Genomic DNA, 16,678 nt, shown 5'->3' with positions numbered 1-16,678 from the left:
CCCACGCAATCGGATGCAGGGGTGTGTCCGGGTGCGATTCCGCGTGTATCTCTGGGGAGAATCATGCTGAAGAAACTGGCTGCCATCAGCCTGACCGCTGGCGCACTCGTGCTCATGGCACCCGCCGTCGCCTCCGCCGCACCGAACGGGTCCGACTCGTACGCAGACACGCCGCGCGTGTCCGTGGGTGACCCGGTCATCGACCTCTGCGAGGTGTCCACCGTCGTCTTCGGTCCGGGCTACTTCCAGCCGTCCGAGAACGTGGGCGTGTCGGTCTCCGGTGCGAACGCCGGCGCTGCCGCCGTCTCGGGCAACACGGCCGCTGCCGACGGCAGCCTGCTGCTGACCTTCCGACCGCCGTCCGACGGAGAGGGCTCGTACTCGCTCGCCTTCTCGGGCTCCAGGTCGTACACGGCGCTCATCACGGTGTCGCACGGACACGATGCCGCGGCGAGCTGTGACCACGATCCCGGCGTCGTCGCGGCAGGAACTGAGATGCCGCTCACGGGTGACGGGCTCGAGCTGGCGCTCACCGGTGGCAGCGTGTCACCGTGGCTGCTCGGCGCAGGTGCTGCTGCATTCATCGGCGGCGGCGCACTCGTCGCCACCGGGATCGTTCGCCGCAAGCGCGCCTGACCCGCTCAACGCACGCTGGCACCTTGACGCACGCGTGCCGAGATCAGATTCCCGCTCCGCGGGAATCGACTGGGCGACGGTGATCCCTCCCCCTCCGATCACCGTCGCCTGGCGAATCCGGTCTTGAACCGGAAGGCCCACGGCCGTCCTCTCACTCCCGGGAGCCGGCCGTGGGCTTGTTCGTTGTCACGGGTCGTCCCGCACCCGAGCCCGCTCAGGGAGCGGGCGTCGGAGTCGGGGTCGGCGGGTGCAGCGTCTGCTGGACGAGCTCGCGGATGTACGCGTAATCCGGCGAGTGCTCATCGATGCCGCTGTCCGGCGTGAGCTCGATCGTCGTGACCGTCTGCTCCTTCGCCTTCGTCATCAGGTCGAAGAATTCGGGCAGCTTGTCCTGCGGAAGATCGGTGCTGATGAGTGCCGTTCCCGCCGCCGCGACCTCGTTGAACCGGGTCAGCACGGTCTGCGGCGTGAACTGCGCGAGGATCGCCTCCTGCAGTTCCCGCTGCCTCTTCATGCGATCCCAGTCGCTGGTCGTGTAGCGCGAACGCGCGTACCACTGGGCGGTGTCGCCGTCCATGTGCTGCTGCCCCGGCTCGATCCAGCCGATCGCCCACGCGTCGACATCGTGCGGGTCCACGCCGTCCGGCGGTCCGCCCTTCGGCAGTCTCTCGGTGACATTGATGTCGACACCCCCGAGAGCGTCGACGAGGGCGGCGAAGCCGTGCATGTCGACGAACACGTAGTACGGGATCTCGATGCCGAGCACGCCCTCCGCGGCATCCTTCGTCGCCTCGATGCCGGGGTCCGAGCCGTGAGCCGCCGCATCCGGATACAGGCTCTTGCCGCCGTCCTCGCGGCAGATCTCTGCGGCGTTGCGGACGTGGTTCATCCATCCGTTCCACCCGCAGGAATTGGAACTGTGCCCCTCGAAGCCGTTCGGATACAGCGCCTGCATCGGGCTGCCCTCGCTGAACGGCGCGTTCGGCAGCTCGCGCGGAATGCCCGTGATGGTCACCGCCCCGGTGTCGGCGTTCACCGACACCACCGAGATGCTGTCGAACCGCATCGAGTCGCGGCCGTCGCCGCTGTCGGCTCCGAGCAGCAGGATGTTGTAATACCCGTCACTCGGCGGCAGGCTCGGCCCGCTCTGACCGAAGATCGTCGAAATCGTGTTCCGTGCCGAGCCCACGATGGTCGACGCGTAGGCGGTCGATCCGCCGACGAGTCCGAGGATCAGAAGTGCCACGAGCGGGATGGCGAACTTCGACGGACCGGGTATCCGCACCAGCCGCACGATGCGCAGGGCATCGAACGTCAGAACGATCCACAGGGCGATGTAGGCGATGAGCAGCACCTGGACGATCGTGAGGATCACGGCCGAGATCCACCCGCCGCCGACCGTGAGCCACAGGAACACGGGGCGCGCGAAGAGCGCAAGCCCCACCGTCACCACGACGAGGAACCACGACAGCAGCGTCGCGCCGAGGCCCAGACGACCGAGCTTCCGGTTGCCGGCGACCACTTGCGCTGAGCCGGGGATCAGAACGTTCAGGAGAACGATCCACCACCCGCGCTTGATCATGATGCCGGCATCCGCAGTGTCGGGATTCCGCATGGGGCGCGTCTCGATGAGAGGTCGCGCCGCACCACGCGGCGGCGCGAGGGTCACAGCGAGCCCTTCAGCCGCTCGTTCTTCTCCTCGACCTGCGCTTCGAGGTCGAGCGCGTATGCCTCGACTCGGTCGGCGAGGTCGTCGTCGGACGTCGCGAGCATGCGTACCGCGAGGAGGCCGGCGTTCTTCGCCCCGCCGATCGAGACCGTCGCCACCGGAATGCCCGCCGGCATCTGCACGATCGACAGCAGCGAATCCATACCGTCCAGGTACGCGAGCGGGACGGGGACGCCGATGACGGGCAGCGCCGTCATCGACGCGAGCATGCCAGGCAGATGAGCAGCTCCGCCCGCGCCGGCGATGATGACCCGGATGCCGCGGCCCCGCGCCTCGCGGGCGTACTGCATGAGCTTGTCGGGGGTGCGGTGAGCCGAGACGACCTCGACCTCATGCGGGATCCCGAAGTCGCTGAGCGCCTGGGATGCGTCGCTCATCACGCGCCAGTCCGAGTCGGAACCCATGACGACGCCGACCAGTGGAGCGGCGGAGGAGTGCAGTGGCTCAGTCACCCACTCAGGCTACGGTCTACGGCTGGGAGATCCCCCGAACGGCACGCGAGGAGCACCGAGCCGCTGCGCGCCTCACTCGAAGTGCGCTGCGGCCGCTCTGGCCACGTACACGACGTCGTCGAGGTCGTCGCCGGACACGTTGACGTGCCCGACCTTTCGGCCGGGACGCGGGTCCTTGCCGTAGGTGTGGATCTTCGCCGAGGGGTGCTCGACCATCGCTCCGGCGAACCGCTCCCCGATCGTGCCCTCCTGAGGGCCGCCGAGGATGTTGACCATGACCGACCACGGCGACCGGGGTTCCGGGTCGCCGAGCGGCAGGTCGGCGACGGCACGGAGGTGCTGCTCGAACTGACCGGTCACAGCGCCGTCCTGGCTCCAGTGGCCGCTGTTGTGCGGGCGCATGGCGAGCTCGTTCACGAGGATCCGCTCATCATCGGTCTCGAACAGCTCGACCGCGAGCATGCCGGTGACACCGAGCCCTTCGGCGATCTGCCGTCCGATGCCCTCCGCCACCTGCACGAGGCGGTCGGGGGCCGCCGGCGCGGGGGCGATGACCTCGGCGCACACCCCGTCACGCTGCACGGTCTCTACGACCGGGTACGCGACCATGTCGCCATTCGGACGTCTGGCCACCTGCTGCGCGAGCTCGCGGACGAACCCGACGAGCTCCTCCACCAGCAGCGCCTCACCCGCCGCCAGTGCCTCCAGCCAGTCCTGCGCCTCGTCCGCCGCGCGTACGACGCGAACGCCCTTGCCGTCATAGCCGCCGCGCGGAGTCTTGACCACTCCCCGACCGTCGTGCGCGTCGAGGAAGGCCTGGAGCTCGGCGGCGTCGCGCACGGGCGCCCAGTCGGGCTGGGGAACGCCCAGCTCGGCGAGCCGCGCGCGCATCACGAGCTTGTCCTGCGCGAACTGCAGGGCATCCGGTCCTGGATGCACCTCGACCCCTTCTGCGACGAGCGCCCGGAGGACCTCCTGCGGCACGTGCTCATGGTCGAACGTGACGACGTCGACGTCCTTCACGAACGCCCTGACAGTGTCGAGGTCGCGGTAGTCGCCGACGGCTGTGGCCGCGAGCTGCGCCGACATGCCCTCGCTCTCAGCGAGCACTCGCAGATCGAGCCCGAGTTCGACCGCCGGAGCGATCATCATCCTGGCCAGCTGGCCTCCACCGATCACGCCCACGCGCAGCGCCATGTGCCGCCTCCATTCGTCGGGACCATTCTTCCGCATCCGCGCGGGGCTCGTTCACACGAGTGCGAGGCAGCCGCTCAGAAGGTCGGCGTCCCGTCCTGCACGGACTGCGCGTCGCGGTGCGCCAGGATCTGGCTGACCTCGATCTGGTCGGCGAGGGTCTCGTGCACCAGCCTCACGTTCGGCACGTTCGCGAGGCGGAGCGGTGCATCGACGCCGTTCGAGAGAGTGATCGTCCCCGCTCCCCACATCCGCTGCAGCGCGCCGCGTCGTACGCCGATCGTGTAACCGCGCGCGTGAGACATCTCCTGCCGATTTCGTGCGCCGATGCCGTGGTGCACGATCACGCGCCGCGTCGTCACGGTGACGGTGCGCGACCACCAGACGATCCACGGCACCACGACCAACAGGAGGATCAGCGCACCCGCGGCGCTCAGCAGCATCCAGTTCTCGAACGGCTCGGGGAGGTTGTCGAAGAAGTACCCGGTGCCGCCGAACACCCCGATGAGCACGAGCGCAGACCACGTCAGCCGACGCGCGTGACCGCGGAAGCGCGCGATGAGCAGCTCTTCCGACGGCACACCGGGCGGCGGCATCGTCGGCCGGCCGCCGAGGGTCACGGGCTGGGTCACTCCTCCATTGTGCCCGCGATCACGGACAAACCCGCTCTCCCGTGACTCCGCGTGTCAGAGCTGGGCCGGGCGGACGTGCACGACGTCTCCCGCCGACACGGCGTGCGTCTCGTCGCCGGCGCGCACGACCAGCCGTCCGTCCTCGTCGATCGTCTCGGCCCTGCCCTCGAGGAACCTGTCGCCGGGCAGCGAGACCCGCACGTCGAGACCGATCGTCGCGCACCTGTCGACGACGGCGGCGTGGAGTCCGCTCGACACCGCGTCGCCGGCTTCGGCGAGCGCCTCGATCGATGCCGACAGCTGCTCGAGATAGGTCGCGAGCAGACGGTCGACATGGGCGGTCGACCCCAGGGCCGCGAAGGAGATCGCCGTGGGCACCGGCAGTTCCGCCTCCGTCATCGCGGTGTTCACGCCACTGCCGACGATCACGGCCTCGCCCGTGCCTTCGGCGAGGATGCCGCAGATCTTGCGCCCGTCGACGAGAACGTCGTTCGGCCACTTCACCGAGACCGCGTGGTCGGGGAGCTGCGCGGCGACCGCCTCCACCATCGCCAGACCCGCCGCGAGCGGGATCCAGCCGCGCGCGCTCGCGTCGTCGGGGAGGCGACGCAGCACGACCGACGCGGCGAGCGCCGATCCGGCGGGAGCGGACCAGGTGCGGTCGAGTCGGCCGCGTCCGGCGGTCTGGTTCTCGGTGAGGAGCACGGACAGGTGCGGCCAGCCGTCGGCATCCGTCGCGAGCACCCGCAGCGCCGCATTGGTCGATCCGACCTCATCGAGCTCTTCGACGCGGGATGCGATCTCGCGGGTGCGCTGCAGATCCATGGTCAGACCTCCTCGTCGGCCTCGTCGTCATCGTCGTCCTCGTCACCGCGGACGTCGCCGATCTCCCGCGCCTGCCACTCGTCCCACTCGGACATGAGCCGTTCGATCGCGGCGTGGAACTTCGCGGTCGCGGCACCCGGTGTCGTGTCGCCGAAGTAGTGCTGCACCCACATGCGCAGACGCGCGATCGCCGCCTCGTCGGCACGCACCCTCTCGACGTGGGCGAGGATGTCGGCCGCGGCGTCCGCGTCGAGCCACTCGCAGTCGGAGAGGTAGCCGCTCGTGTCGACCTCCGCGCGCTCGTCGGCGGGCCGCGTGATCATCAACGGCTTCCCGACGGCCAGGCGGTCGTAGACCATCGCCGAGATGTCGACCACGGCGACGTCGGCCGCCGCGAGCTGCCATCCGAGCTCCGGACCGTCGTCGTAGACGTGCTGGGCCCCGGGATCGGCGCTGTTCGCGGCGGAGATCGCCGCGAGGATCCGACGATGCGCGGCACCGTACTCCGGGTCGACGACACCGCTCCGGGGGTGCGGGCGGTAGATGAGGCGGTGGGTCCGCGACGCCAGCACAGCGGCGGCGAGGGACTCGCCGTGCGAGGCGATGGAGCCGTAGTGGGCGCTCGGGCGGTCGCCCTCCCAGGTCGGGGCGTAGAGGACCACCGTGCGGTCGTCGGCGGTGTACGGCAGGGCCCCCGAGTAGTGGTCGGCCTGCGGACGCCCGATCTCGATGGTCCGACGGTCGATGTCGTAGTCCCAGAGGGTGCGGGCCAGCCTGCCGCGAGCAGCCTGGCCGGCGACCAGGGCGTAGTCGTACGCCTTGTACTGGTTCGTCGTCATGTACATCTTGTCGGACTCGCCGTGGTTGATGAACACGTGCCAGCGCCGCCCGTACCGGAACATCTGGAAGTTGCGCGTGTTCTGATTCACATACAGGACGATCCGGATGTCCTGCGTTGCGACGAAGCGCTCGAGGTCCCGCACGGTGGGCACGAAGGCCACGGGAGGACCGTCCTCGTCCAGGAGCTTGTCGGCGCCGGTCGCCGCACGCGAGAGGACGACGACGGGCCAGCGCTTCGACAGCTCGAGGAGCGGACGGTACCACTGGCGCATCTGGTACATGTTCACGTCGCCGTCGGCGAAGTACACGGCCACCCGGTAGTGGCCGGCCGGGTGCGGGTCGCGCTCGGCGAGCCGGCGACGCACCCTCTGCACGGCCTTCCGCGAGGCGAGCGCGCGCGTGAGCAGTCGGTAGGCCTTCTTCGCGTCGGAGAGTGCACCCATCCCTCCAGGATACCGAGTGGCTCGGTCGGCCCGACCCGCCGCGGCGCCGACGGCGACGCATCAGGGAACGGTCGAGCGCTCGTGCCATGATCATGGTGTGCCACACAGAGACGACGCCGCAGGGGCAGGGGTGTCGTTCGTCATGCCCGTGCTGAACGAACGCGACTATCTCGAGCACGCCGTCGGCTCGGTGCTCTCGCAGGAGCTGTCGGTACCGGCCGAGCTCGTGCTCGCCCTTGGTCCGTCGAGCGACGGGACGACGGAGCTCGCTCAGCGCCTCGCCGCCGCCGATGCCCGCATCCGCCTCGTCGACAACCCCGAGGCGCACATCCCCGTCGGCCTCAACGCCGCGATCCGCGCCTGCCGCTACGACACCATCATCCGGGTCGACGCGCATTCGGAACTGTCGCCCGGGTACGCCGCCCGCGCTCTCGCCACCCTCGAGCGCACCGGCGCCGCCAACGTCGGCGGCGTCATGCGCGCCGACGGCCGCACGCCCTTCCAGAAAGCCGTCGCCCGGCTGTACAACTCCCCCGTGGGCCTCGGCGGCGGCGCCTACCACGGCGGGACGCAGGAGGGTGAGGCGGAGTCCGCGTACCTCGGCGTGATGCGTCGCGCGGTCGTCGAAGAGGTAGGCCTCTTCGACGAATCGATCCGTCGCGGCGAGGACTGGGAGCTCAACCTCCGCATCCGCCAGGCCGGACACCTCGTGTGGTTCGACCCCCGACTGTCGGTGACGTACTGGCCCCGGGAGAGCTGGATCCGCCTCGCGCGGCAGTTCCGGGCGACAGGAGCATGGCGAGGCGAACTCGTCCGCCGGTTCGGGCGCCGCAACGGCATCCGCTTCTTCGCTCCGCCGGCGCTCGTCGCGATCGTCGCCGCGGCCCTCGTCCTGGCCGTGCTGCAGGTGACCGGCGTCGTCGGCCAGATGCTCTCGTGGGTGCTCTCCGCACTGCTGTACCTGCCGCTTCTGGCCTACGTACTGCTGGTGCTGGCCGTGGCCGCGCTCCCGGGCGGCGGAGGGCCGCGTCAGCGGATGTGGACGGCGATCGTGATGCCGACCATGCATCTCTCCTGGGGCATCGGTTTCCTCAGCGGCGTGCTGCGCGGTGCGCGTGACACGGTCGACGCATCGAGACTGGGCACCAGGAACACGCCACTCCCCTGATGCCCGCCGGCGCGACGCACGTCAGCGGGTGACGAAGCCCTGATCGAGGATGCGAGCGACGACGCGCTCTGCGGCGTGACCGTCGTCTCGGCCGTTGAACTGCGCGCGCCAGGCCGCGTAGCGCGACGCGTAGGCGGCCTCGATCCCGTCGTCGGCGAGCGCGGCCACGAGCTCCTCCTGCGTGCGGACCAGCGGGCCGGGGGCACGCGTCTCGAGATCGAAGTAGAAGCCGCGAAGCTGACCGCGGTAGTGGTCGAGATCGGGCACGAGGAAGAACATCGGCTTGCCCGTGACGCTGTAGTCGAACATCACCGAGGAGTAGTCGGTGATGAGCGCGTCCGCGGCGAGGAGCAGCTGCGAGGTCTCGGGGTAGCCGGTGACGTCGATCACGCGGGCTCCGTCGCGGTCGCGATCCGTGTCGATCGTGCGCGAATGACCGCGCACGAGCACGACGGAGTCGGTCTGCCGCGCGAGCAGCTCCGGGTCGACGAAGTCCACCATCTCTGCGCGGTCGTCGCGCCACGTGGGGGCGTAGAGCAGCACGTGCTCCTGCTCGCCGATGCCGAGCGCGGAACGGATGGCGGCGGGGTCACCCGTGACGAGCGCATCGTTGCGCGGATACCCCTCGACCCAGATCGGACGCCCGAAGAACGCATAGGCCTTGCGGAGGACGCGCTCGGCGTAGGTGTTCTGCGCGAGCAGCACGTCCCAGCGGCGGGACTCCTTGACGACCGCAGCCATGCGCCGCGGATCGAACCCCGGCCGGTGCAGCGCGAGCCGTTTGAGGGGCGTGCCGTGCCAGGTCTGCAGCACCCGCTGCCCCGGCTTGCGCGCGAACCGGCGCCGCAACCAGTCGTTCACGACGAGCAGCTTCGACCCGGCTCGGGCGCGCCACCATTCCGGGCTGCCCTCGACGACCGCGATCGCGCCGTCGGGCACCGCCACTGACAGATCGACGACGCTCCAGTAGCGGGTCACGGACGGGGCCTGCGCGGCGAGAGCGCGATCGATCGCCCGCGGGTTGCAGCCGACACTCCTGCCGTAGAAGCTCTCGAAGAACACCGCGTTCTCGGTCGCTCCGGAGTGGGTGACGTAGCGTCCCTCGAGCGTGGACTGCCCCTCGGCGGTCTCGTAGACGGGGTCGATCGGCGCGGCCACCCGGGCGACCGACTTGTCCACGGCGATACGCAGGCCCGGGAGGAGGCGCGGGGCGAGGGCGAGGTCGTCGAGGTCGACGCCGGCGATCCCGATGCGGTAGTCGCCGGACGGCAGCGGAAGCTCTGCCCCGCCCCAACGGGAGGCACGGAGCGGGAAGGTCGCCTTCCAGGTCTTGCCGCCGCCGGTGATGCGGCCGTCGACGCGCGCGCGGGGTCCCACGAGAGTCGCCTCGGCCGGACGCTCCCCGGTCCCCGTGACAACGAGGGCCTCCGCCGCCTCGTCGATCTGGGCGGTGGTCATACTGCTCCCTTCGGCGCGGGGACTCCCCGCGCACGGATCCTGTCATACACGCGACGGGTGTTGCCGCCGTCGCGGAAGGCGTGCATCTCCGCGCTGAGCGCAGCGGAACGATCCGACCTCGCCCGGAAGGCGCTCTCGTCGTCGAGGAGCGTCGTCAGCTGCACGACCACATCGTCCCAGTCCCGCGCCGCGTCCTCGCCCGCGACGTCTTCGAAACGGCCGTAGAATCCTCGCGTTTCGGCATACTCCTCGGCGTCCGGCGCCAGGTAGACCACCGGCATCCCGAGCAATCCGACGTCGTACGCGAGGGACGAGTAATCGGTGATGAGCACATCGACGGCGGGCAGGGCGGGGGTCACGTCGGCGAGAACGCTCGCGCCGAGCATCCGCACCCGATCGGTCGGGGTCGGCGGGCTGTACTGCCCCTCTCCCAGCGGGTGCGACCGCACGAGGAGAACCACGTCGTGCTCATCGAGAGCTCGGACGATCCGCGTCCACTGATCGGGGCTCGGCACCGCGGGGTCGGGGGCGCCGTCGCGCCAGGTCGGCGCGTACAGCACGGTGCGGGCGCCGGACAGGTCGCCGACCGTGCGCTGCAGGAGAGCGGATGCCGCTGCGCGCCGCTCGGCGGGTTCCCCGGCCGACAGCACGTCGACGCGCGGCTCGCCCGTGACGACGACCCGATCGCCGGGGAGGCCGAAGGCCGACTCGAGCCGTCCGCGCGACCGATGGGACGCCGCCGGGAGGACGCGGATGCGCTGCGCGGCACGCCGGTAGAGCAACGCCACCAGTGTGCGCAGCAGCGGAGCCCCGGGGACCGCGGGAACCTGCGTGGTCGCCGGGGAATCCAGGCCGATGCGCTTGAGCGGGATGCCGTGCCAGAGCTGCACGACGAAAGCGCCGGAGTTCGCGTAGCGGTTCACATCGCCGAGCCCGTGCGTGACCACGACGACTCCCGCTCGCGCGGTGGCCCACCACCCGCGGAGGCCCGACTTCGGAACGGTGCGGATGCCGAGCGCCGCAGCGTCGCGCTCCTCCCGCTCGGACAAGGTCAACCACAGGGTGTCGTGCCCCTGCGCGGCTGCGAGCCGCTGCAGGGCGAGGGCGCCGTCGCCGATGCCCGCTCCGCAGCCGAAGACCCAGCGCCCGCCCCGCGGCACGAGGAAGGTGCCGATGCGCCCTACGAGGTAGAGCGGGATCCGCAGCAGCTTGGCCGCGTTGCCGGATCCGAACGAGAAGGACGCCACCCCGCGAGCCTATCGCGGGGTGGCGTCCTGTCTGCGAGCGAAGGAGCGTCGTCGGGTCAGCCGGCGAGTTCGCCGAGCGTCACGTCGATCTCGTACTCCTTGCCGCCGCGGATGTACGTGACCTTGGCATCGCTGCCCGCGGCCGCTGCCCGGACCTGCGCGGTGAGGTCGTTCGCGCTCGTGATCGGCACCCCGTTGAACGCGGTGACGATGTCGTCGGCCTTGAGGCCGGCGGCGGCAGCAGCACCCCCGCCCGTCACATCGGCGATGTAGGCACCGGAGACCGAGGCGTCCTCGGCGCTCGCGGCGTCACGGACCGACGCGCCGAGGAGTCCGTGCGTCGCGGCGCCGTCGGCGATGATCTCCTCCGAGACGCGCTGGGCGATGTTCGAGGGGATCGCGAAGCCGATGCCGATCGACCCGGACTCCTCCGAGCTGCCCGAACCCGCGATCGCGACATTGATGCCGATCAGCTCGCCCTTGCTGTTGACGAGGGCTCCGCCCGAGTTGCCGTGGTTGATCGCGGCATCCGTCTGAATCACGGCGATGGAGATGCTCTCCGAGCTCTGCTGCGAGCCGTTGCCGGGGAGGTCGAACTGGAACGGCCCCTGACCGTCACCCTCCTCGGGCGACTGCTGCTCCTGCGGGGCATCCTCCGACGACGAGTCGGGAAGGGCCGACGACTGGATCTGGATGCTGCGATTGAGCGCGCTGACGATTCCGGTCGTGACCGAGTTCGACAGGCCCAGCGGAGCGCCCAGCGCCACGGCGGTGTCGCCGACGTTGAGCTTCGACGAGTCGGCGAAGTCGATCGGTGTGAGGTCCTCCGCGTCGGTCAGCTTGATGACAGCGAGGTCGTAGATGGGGTCGGTGCCGACCACGGTCGCCGAGAAGATGCGTCCGTCCGAGGTGGTGACGCGGATCGTCGGGTCGGCAACCGCTCCCCCGAGGGTCACGACGTGCGTGTTGGTGAGGACGTAGCCGTCCTTGCTGATGATCACGCCCGAGCCGCTTCCCGCCTCGTTCGCACCGGCGACCTCGATCGTCACGACCGACGGCAACGCGGCGGTGGCGACAGCGGTCGTCTCGTTGACGGACCCGGGGTTGTTGACCGTGACGGTCTCGGGTCCCTGGGCGACGCCCGTGGTGTTCTCGTTGGAGATCCCCGTGAGGATCGCGCCGCCGCCGAAGCCGGCGACACCGCCGACGAGGGCCGCAGCGACGACGAGCGCGGCGAACTTGACCCCAGCGCGCGGCTTCTCCTTCGTCTTGACGGCTCCTCCCGCGGCGCCCGGAACGGACTCAGCGGTGTGGATGCCGAATGCCGCGCCCGGGGCGGTCGCGGTCGCCTGGTGGGTCGGGCCCTGGTGAGACGGCCCCTGCGGGGTCGGCGCGCCGTATGGTGCCTGCGGCGCGGCGGGCGCCTGGCCGAGATGCGCGGCCGGGGCCTCGAACGTCGGAGCAGCGGGCTGCGACGACGTGAACGTCGAGGGCACCTCGTGGCCGCGGCCGGGGGCAGCCGGGATGCCGGAGGCGGGGATGCCGGAGGCGGGGCCTGCGGCGGCGCTCGCTCCCGAGGGGGTCTGAGTGGTGGCGGCATCCGTCGTCGAACGGTCGACGTCGGACGATGCCGGGGCGGACGGCACGGCGTCGTGCGACGCGGGTGCCGGCTGGTCGGGGGTGGTGTCTTCGTTCATGGTGTGTGCTCCTTCAACAACGCCCCTTCAGAGTGCGCCTCGTATCTGTGCGTTTCGTATGTCGAGGATGAGTTTCCGCTATGGCCTTAGCCTGTTGTTCATGAGTGTCATCCCCGGCGCATGGCGGCGCACGGCAGCAGGAGCCGGACTGCTCGCACCAGACGGTTCCGTCGCACCTACGATCTTCGCAGAGATGTCGGCGGCAGCGGCCCGAACCGGTGCGATCAATCTGGGTCAGGGCTTTCCCGATGAGGACGGTCCGACCGAGGTTCTCGAGGCGGCCAGAGCCGCGATCTCCCGCGGCGAGAACCAGTACCCGCCTGGTCGCGGCATCCCGGACCTGCTCGCCGCGATCAGCGAGCATCAGAGGCGGTTCTACGGGCTCGAGGTGGATCCTCAGCGCGAAGTCATCGTGACCGCCGGGGCGACCGAGGCCCTCACGGCGACCCTGCTCGCGCTGATCGACGGCCCCGACGACGAGGTCGTGGTGTTCGAGCCCTACTACGACTCGTACGCGGCCGCCGTCGCTCTGGCGGGCGCGCGGCTGCGGACCGTCCCCCTCCGCGCACCGGATTTCCAGCCGGACCTGGAGCAGCTGGCTCACGCGGTGACCGACCGGACCCGCGTCATCCTCGTCAACGACCCGCACAACCCCACCGGCACGATCTTCGATCGGTCGGTGCTGGCGGAGGTCGTCCGTCTCGCTGAGCAGCACGACGCGGTCATCGTGACGGACGAGGTGTACGAGCACCTGTCCTTCCACGCCCCGCACACGCCGATCGCCACGCTCCCCGGAGCGGCGGAGCGCACTCTCACGATCTCCTCGGCGGGCAAGACGTTCTCGGCGACCGGCTGGAAGATCGGGTGGGTGCACGGACCGGCCGAGCTCATCACCGCCGTCTTGACCGTGAAGCAGTACCTGACCTACGTCAACGGCTCGCCGTTCCAGCCTGCCGTGGCCGTGGGGCTTCGTCTGGGCGACGACTTCTTCGCGGATGCCGCGCGCACACTCGCCCGCAAGCACGAGATCCTGGGCGCCGGGCTGCGCGCAGCCGGCTTCACCGTGCACCCGCCGCAGGGCGGCTACTTCACGGTGGCCGACGCGTCGGAGCTCGGCGGAGCGGATGCCGCGGCCTTCTGCCGCTCGCTGCCGGAGCGGGCCGGCGTCGTCGCGATCCCCCTCACGGCCTTCGTCTCACCGGAGCATCGCGACGACTACGCAGGACTGGTGCGCTTCGCGGCGTGCAAGCGCGTCGAGGTGCTGGAGGATGCCGCGGCGAGACTGGCCGCGGGTTTCTGACGGCCCTCGTCCAGCGGTGCCCGACTCAGGCGGGCACCACGCGATAGCGCCGCACCCGCAGTGACGGGTTCAGGGCGCGGACGCGTTCGATCGAGGCCGCCTCGACCGTGGCGACCGCGATGCCCTCGGTCGTGCCGGCTCCTGCGAGCACCACGCCCTGCGGATCGACGATCTGCGAGTGCCCCACGCCGATCGGCGTCGGGTGGTCGGCGGAGATCACGTACGCGGTGTTCTCGATGGCGCGGGCGGCGAGCAGCGTCGTCCAGTGGTGCTCCTTGAGGGGGCCGCGGACCCATTCGGCCGGCACGACCAGCGCGTCGGCCCCGTCGTCGACCAGGGTGCGCGCGACCTCGGGGAACCTCAGGTCGTAGCAGGTCATCAGTCCGAAGCGGATACCGGCGACCTCGAAGGTCGCGGCAGCGTCGAGGTCGCCGGCCTCGACCCAGTCCGACTCCGTCTGCCCGAAGGCGTCGTACAGGTGTTGCTTGCGGTAGGTGGCGAGGATCCCGTCGCCACGCACCGCGACGAGCGTGTTGCGCACGTGCCGGCCGTCCGAGGCCTGCTCCACGAGCCCGGCGACGATCACCACGCCGTGGTCGGATGCCGCGGCGCACAGCGTCGACACGAACTCTCCGTCCAGCGTCTCGGCGTTCGCGGCCAGCGACTCGTCCATCGGGTCGACGAAGTAACTCGAGTACTCGGGGAAGACGACGAGCCGGGCGCCCCTGGCCGCCGCCTGTGCGGTCAGCTCGGCGACGCGCTCGCGATTCCGCTCGCGGGAGTCGGTGGGAGCGAACTGGCAGACGGCGACGGGCACGGCGGCGGAAGTCATGTGCTCATCCTCCCCCACACGCCCGGCGAGTCGGGCTCGATTCGCGCACCTCCGATATCCGTGATAGGTTATTCCTTGTGCCGCGGGGTGGAGCAGTTCGGTAGCTCGCCGGGCTCATAACCCGGAGGTCGCAGGTTCAAATCCTGTCCCCGCAACAAGAGAAAGAGGCCCGATCCGCGAGGATCGGGCCTCTTTCGCATTTCACGACGTACGTCGGACTGATCGACGCCACTTGACCGCCGTTTGGCTCGGAACCGCTCCGACGGCGACGGCTGCGATCGCGGTCCCGACCGCAACACTGAGCGCCAGGACGGCAGCCGCGACCTTGTCGCCTCGCTCGATCATCCGCTCGCACTCCTGAAGCTGCCTGCGGGCGGATTCGACACCCTCACGCTCCCAGCCGTATTTCGCGTTCTCGTACTGCTCAATGTATCGGCGAAGAAATTCGGCACGACGTCGTGCGCTGAATCGCGGCTCGTTCAAGAACAGAAGGTCGAACGGCACCATGTCCCGATAGACGATCGTGGGGACCGGCGTTCGCAGCGGAAAATAGTCGTCTCCATGCACGCTTTCAGCATTGTTGTGCGCGAAGAGCGCCCCGACCATCAAGCTCTCCCGGATGGCGGCGACTTTGGCTCTGCGCTGCACTTCGCTGACGAACTCGGACGAGGATGACATCGGGTAGAGGATGACGAGGGCAGAGTATCTAAATCTGCCCTTCTCGCCTGCCCAGACCTTCCGAGCGATCTCCATGGTTCGACGTGACTCGAGACGTGAGCTCGAGCGACGTCGCCCACAGCGAAGAAGACTTGACGCGCTCGCAACGCCGACGGCATGAACGGACAAACGGGACCGGCCCGCAGCGGATGACGCGAGACGAGGAACTCTTCCAGGTAGGGTCGCACCAACGCGATGGATTCCCGGAGCCACGGATAGTCGTCACATGGGGCTGAGGCATCATCGAACGTATCCCAGGGCTGCATATTCACGGCTGGTCTCCCCTGGCCGAGCGGGGAGCGGCTCGCAGAACGCGCATCGCCGCGATGCCGACCAAAATCGACCCCAGTGCGACCCATAGCGGGATCATCTCCTTGGCCCCGATTGCAATGACGCCGACCAGTAGTGGCGCTGCGGCGCGTCCGGACTGAAAAGCGAAGGAGTTCAACGCCATGTACTTTCCCACCTGAGACTCCGAGGCCGCCGCGAGGACGATGGCGGGCACCACGGCGATGATGAGAGCTTCGCCCACGCTCTGCAGCGCCGCGAAGCTCAGGAGGAATCCCGCCCCGCCCCACGCCCCTGCCCACAGCAGCCCCCACGACACTGCGACGGTCATCGCTGCGACAGTCACGTACACGCGATTGAGCCGTGCCTTCAGGTGCGGAGCGGCAAGGATTTGAGTGAGCGCAGCGGCGATCGAGCCGATCGTGAAGCCGAATCCGACCCACGGTTGAAGGCTCGAGCCGGCGGCGAAGGCCGGGTACGCGTATTCGCTCTGATTCATGATCACGAGTGAGATGAAGAACGTGAGCACCACAAGCCGGAGGAACAAAGGATCACGAAGCGGGATACCGATAGAGGCGACGTAGTGACGGACACTGCCGCGACAATCGTCAGGTCTCGCCGCCCGCGATCCCGATCGCGCGAGAACGGCGAACATGACTCCCAACGCGACGTAGCTGATGGCGTTGACGCCGAACATCGCTGCCGAGATGCTCACGCCGTGCTCCGCGACCGCCAGCGAGGAAACGGCCGTGCCCAGTGCGAAGAGCGCGTTCGACCACCCTGCCTGCGCGCTGAAGAATCGCGACCGGCGATCCGGCACGACCAGCAAACCGACCACAGCCTGAAGCGCTGTTCCAGTCATGGACATGCCGCATTCGAGTGCGACGACGCCGATGAGCGCCATCCAGACACTGGAGGGACCGCTCAGAGCCAGAACTCCGCACTCGAGCGCGCTCAGCGAGGAAACCAGCGCAGCGAACCGCAGTGGTCCGACACGGTCGATGGCGGGGCCGATGGATGCGATCCCGATGAGCCCTGCAACGGCTGGTACAGCGAGACTCACGGCGGCCACATGCAGGGGAATCTCGATCAACTCCACGAGGTAGATCAGGAGGTAGGGGAATGTCAGCCCGGTTCCGAACGCCGAAAGAGCGGACCCTCCCAAGAGGGCCCGCTCCGCTCGAGATGGTGCCGTCACCACTTCCAACCGCTAGTGGGCT

At 69.4% G+C, this 16,678-nt stretch carries 15 protein-coding genes and 1 tRNA gene; 4 read left to right on the top strand and 12 right to left on the bottom strand.

Annotated features, from left to right (window positions below; genetic code table 11):
* The first annotated feature begins 63 nt into the window (after positions 1-63).
* Entirely contained in the window at positions 64-636 is a 573-nt protein-coding gene (locus RAC81_RS00235) for a hypothetical protein (protein WP_375080427.1), read from the top strand.
* A gap of 214 nt (positions 637-850) precedes the next feature.
* Here the strand turns inward: RAC81_RS00235 and RAC81_RS00230 are convergent, their stop codons facing one another.
* From RAC81_RS00230 to RAC81_RS00205, 6 genes are all read right to left on the bottom strand, one after another.
* On the bottom strand, positions 851-2,251 hold the full coding sequence (locus RAC81_RS00230) for an LCP family protein (protein ID WP_375080426.1): 1,401 nt from the start codon (positions 2,249-2,251) through the stop codon (positions 851-853).
* A gap of 50 nt (positions 2,252-2,301) precedes the next feature.
* Complete coding sequence (purE, locus tag RAC81_RS00225) at positions 2,302-2,769, bottom strand: 5-(carboxyamino)imidazole ribonucleotide mutase (RefSeq protein ID WP_375080979.1); 468 nt, start codon at positions 2,767-2,769, stop codon at positions 2,302-2,304.
* 120 nt (positions 2,770-2,889) lie between these two features.
* Positions 2,890-4,014, bottom strand: coding sequence for a 5-(carboxyamino)imidazole ribonucleotide synthase (locus tag RAC81_RS00220; protein ID WP_375080425.1), 1,125 nt, complete (start codon positions 4,012-4,014; stop codon positions 2,890-2,892).
* A gap of 74 nt (positions 4,015-4,088) precedes the next feature.
* Positions 4,089-4,643 carry a PH domain-containing protein gene (locus RAC81_RS00215; RefSeq protein WP_375080424.1) on the bottom strand — a complete coding sequence of 185 codons (555 nt, stop codon included), beginning with the start codon at positions 4,641-4,643 and terminating at the stop codon, positions 4,089-4,091.
* Between the two features lie 54 nt (positions 4,644-4,697).
* On the bottom strand, positions 4,698-5,468 hold the full coding sequence (locus RAC81_RS00210) for a biotin--[acetyl-CoA-carboxylase] ligase (RefSeq protein ID WP_375080423.1): 771 nt from the start codon (positions 5,466-5,468) through the stop codon (positions 4,698-4,700).
* A 2-nt stretch (positions 5,469-5,470) separates the two neighbouring features.
* Positions 5,471-6,751, bottom strand: coding sequence for a CDP-glycerol glycerophosphotransferase family protein (locus RAC81_RS00205; RefSeq protein ID WP_375080422.1), 1,281 nt, complete (start codon positions 6,749-6,751; stop codon positions 5,471-5,473).
* A 142-nt stretch (positions 6,752-6,893) separates the two neighbouring features.
* Between RAC81_RS00205 and RAC81_RS00200 the strand changes: the two genes are divergently transcribed.
* Positions 6,894-7,919 carry a glycosyltransferase gene (locus tag RAC81_RS00200; protein ID WP_375080978.1) on the top strand — a complete coding sequence of 342 codons (1,026 nt, stop codon included), beginning with the start codon at positions 6,894-6,896 and terminating at the stop codon, positions 7,917-7,919.
* A gap of 21 nt (positions 7,920-7,940) precedes the next feature.
* Here RAC81_RS00200 and RAC81_RS00195 read toward each other — a convergent pair whose 3' ends face one another.
* From RAC81_RS00195 to RAC81_RS00185, 3 genes are read right to left on the bottom strand one after another with little or no spacing between them, the layout of a single operon-like run.
* Entirely contained in the window at positions 7,941-9,377 is a 1,437-nt protein-coding gene (locus RAC81_RS00195) for a CDP-glycerol glycerophosphotransferase family protein (protein WP_375080421.1), read from the bottom strand.
* Complete coding sequence (locus RAC81_RS00190) at positions 9,374-10,624, bottom strand: CDP-glycerol glycerophosphotransferase family protein (protein ID WP_375080420.1); 1,251 nt, start codon at positions 10,622-10,624, stop codon at positions 9,374-9,376. Before RAC81_RS00190 ends, RAC81_RS00195 begins: the two co-directional genes overlap by 4 nt.
* 56 nt (positions 10,625-10,680) lie before the next feature.
* Positions 10,681-12,321, bottom strand: a complete 1,641-nt coding sequence (locus RAC81_RS00185) for a trypsin-like peptidase domain-containing protein (protein WP_375080419.1) — start codon at positions 12,319-12,321, stop codon at positions 10,681-10,683.
* A gap of 100 nt (positions 12,322-12,421) precedes the next feature.
* Here RAC81_RS00185 and RAC81_RS00180 point away from each other — a divergent pair, with 100 nt between their 5' ends.
* Positions 12,422-13,621, top strand: a complete 1,200-nt coding sequence (locus RAC81_RS00180) for an aminotransferase class I/II-fold pyridoxal phosphate-dependent enzyme (protein WP_375080418.1) — start codon at positions 12,422-12,424, stop codon at positions 13,619-13,621.
* Between the two features lie 25 nt (positions 13,622-13,646).
* Here the strand turns inward: RAC81_RS00180 and RAC81_RS00175 are convergent, their stop codons facing one another.
* Positions 13,647-14,453, bottom strand: coding sequence for a carbon-nitrogen hydrolase family protein (locus RAC81_RS00175; protein ID WP_375080417.1), 807 nt, complete (start codon positions 14,451-14,453; stop codon positions 13,647-13,649).
* A gap of 81 nt (positions 14,454-14,534) precedes the next feature.
* On the opposite strand from RAC81_RS00175, the gene RAC81_RS00170 reads away from it, so the two are divergent.
* Positions 14,535-14,608 (top strand) — tRNA-Met (locus RAC81_RS00170).
* 46 nt (positions 14,609-14,654) lie between these two features.
* Here RAC81_RS00170 and RAC81_RS00165 read toward each other — a convergent pair.
* Entirely contained in the window at positions 14,655-15,206 is a 552-nt protein-coding gene (locus tag RAC81_RS00165; protein ID WP_375080416.1) for a DUF6875 domain-containing protein, read from the bottom strand.
* Between the two features lie 232 nt (positions 15,207-15,438).
* Positions 15,439-16,656: an MFS transporter gene (locus RAC81_RS00160; protein WP_375080977.1), complete on the bottom strand. Its 1,218-nt coding sequence runs from the start codon at positions 16,654-16,656 to the stop codon at positions 15,439-15,441.
* Positions 16,657-16,678: the final 22 nt, after the last annotated feature.

The organism is Microbacterium sp. CR_7, assembly GCF_041954755.1.
Classification (GTDB): Bacteria; Actinomycetota; Actinomycetes; order Actinomycetales; family Microbacteriaceae; genus Microbacterium.
The sequence above is the reverse complement of the archived record's forward strand: the minus strand, read 5'-3'. Positions and strand labels throughout refer to the sequence as shown.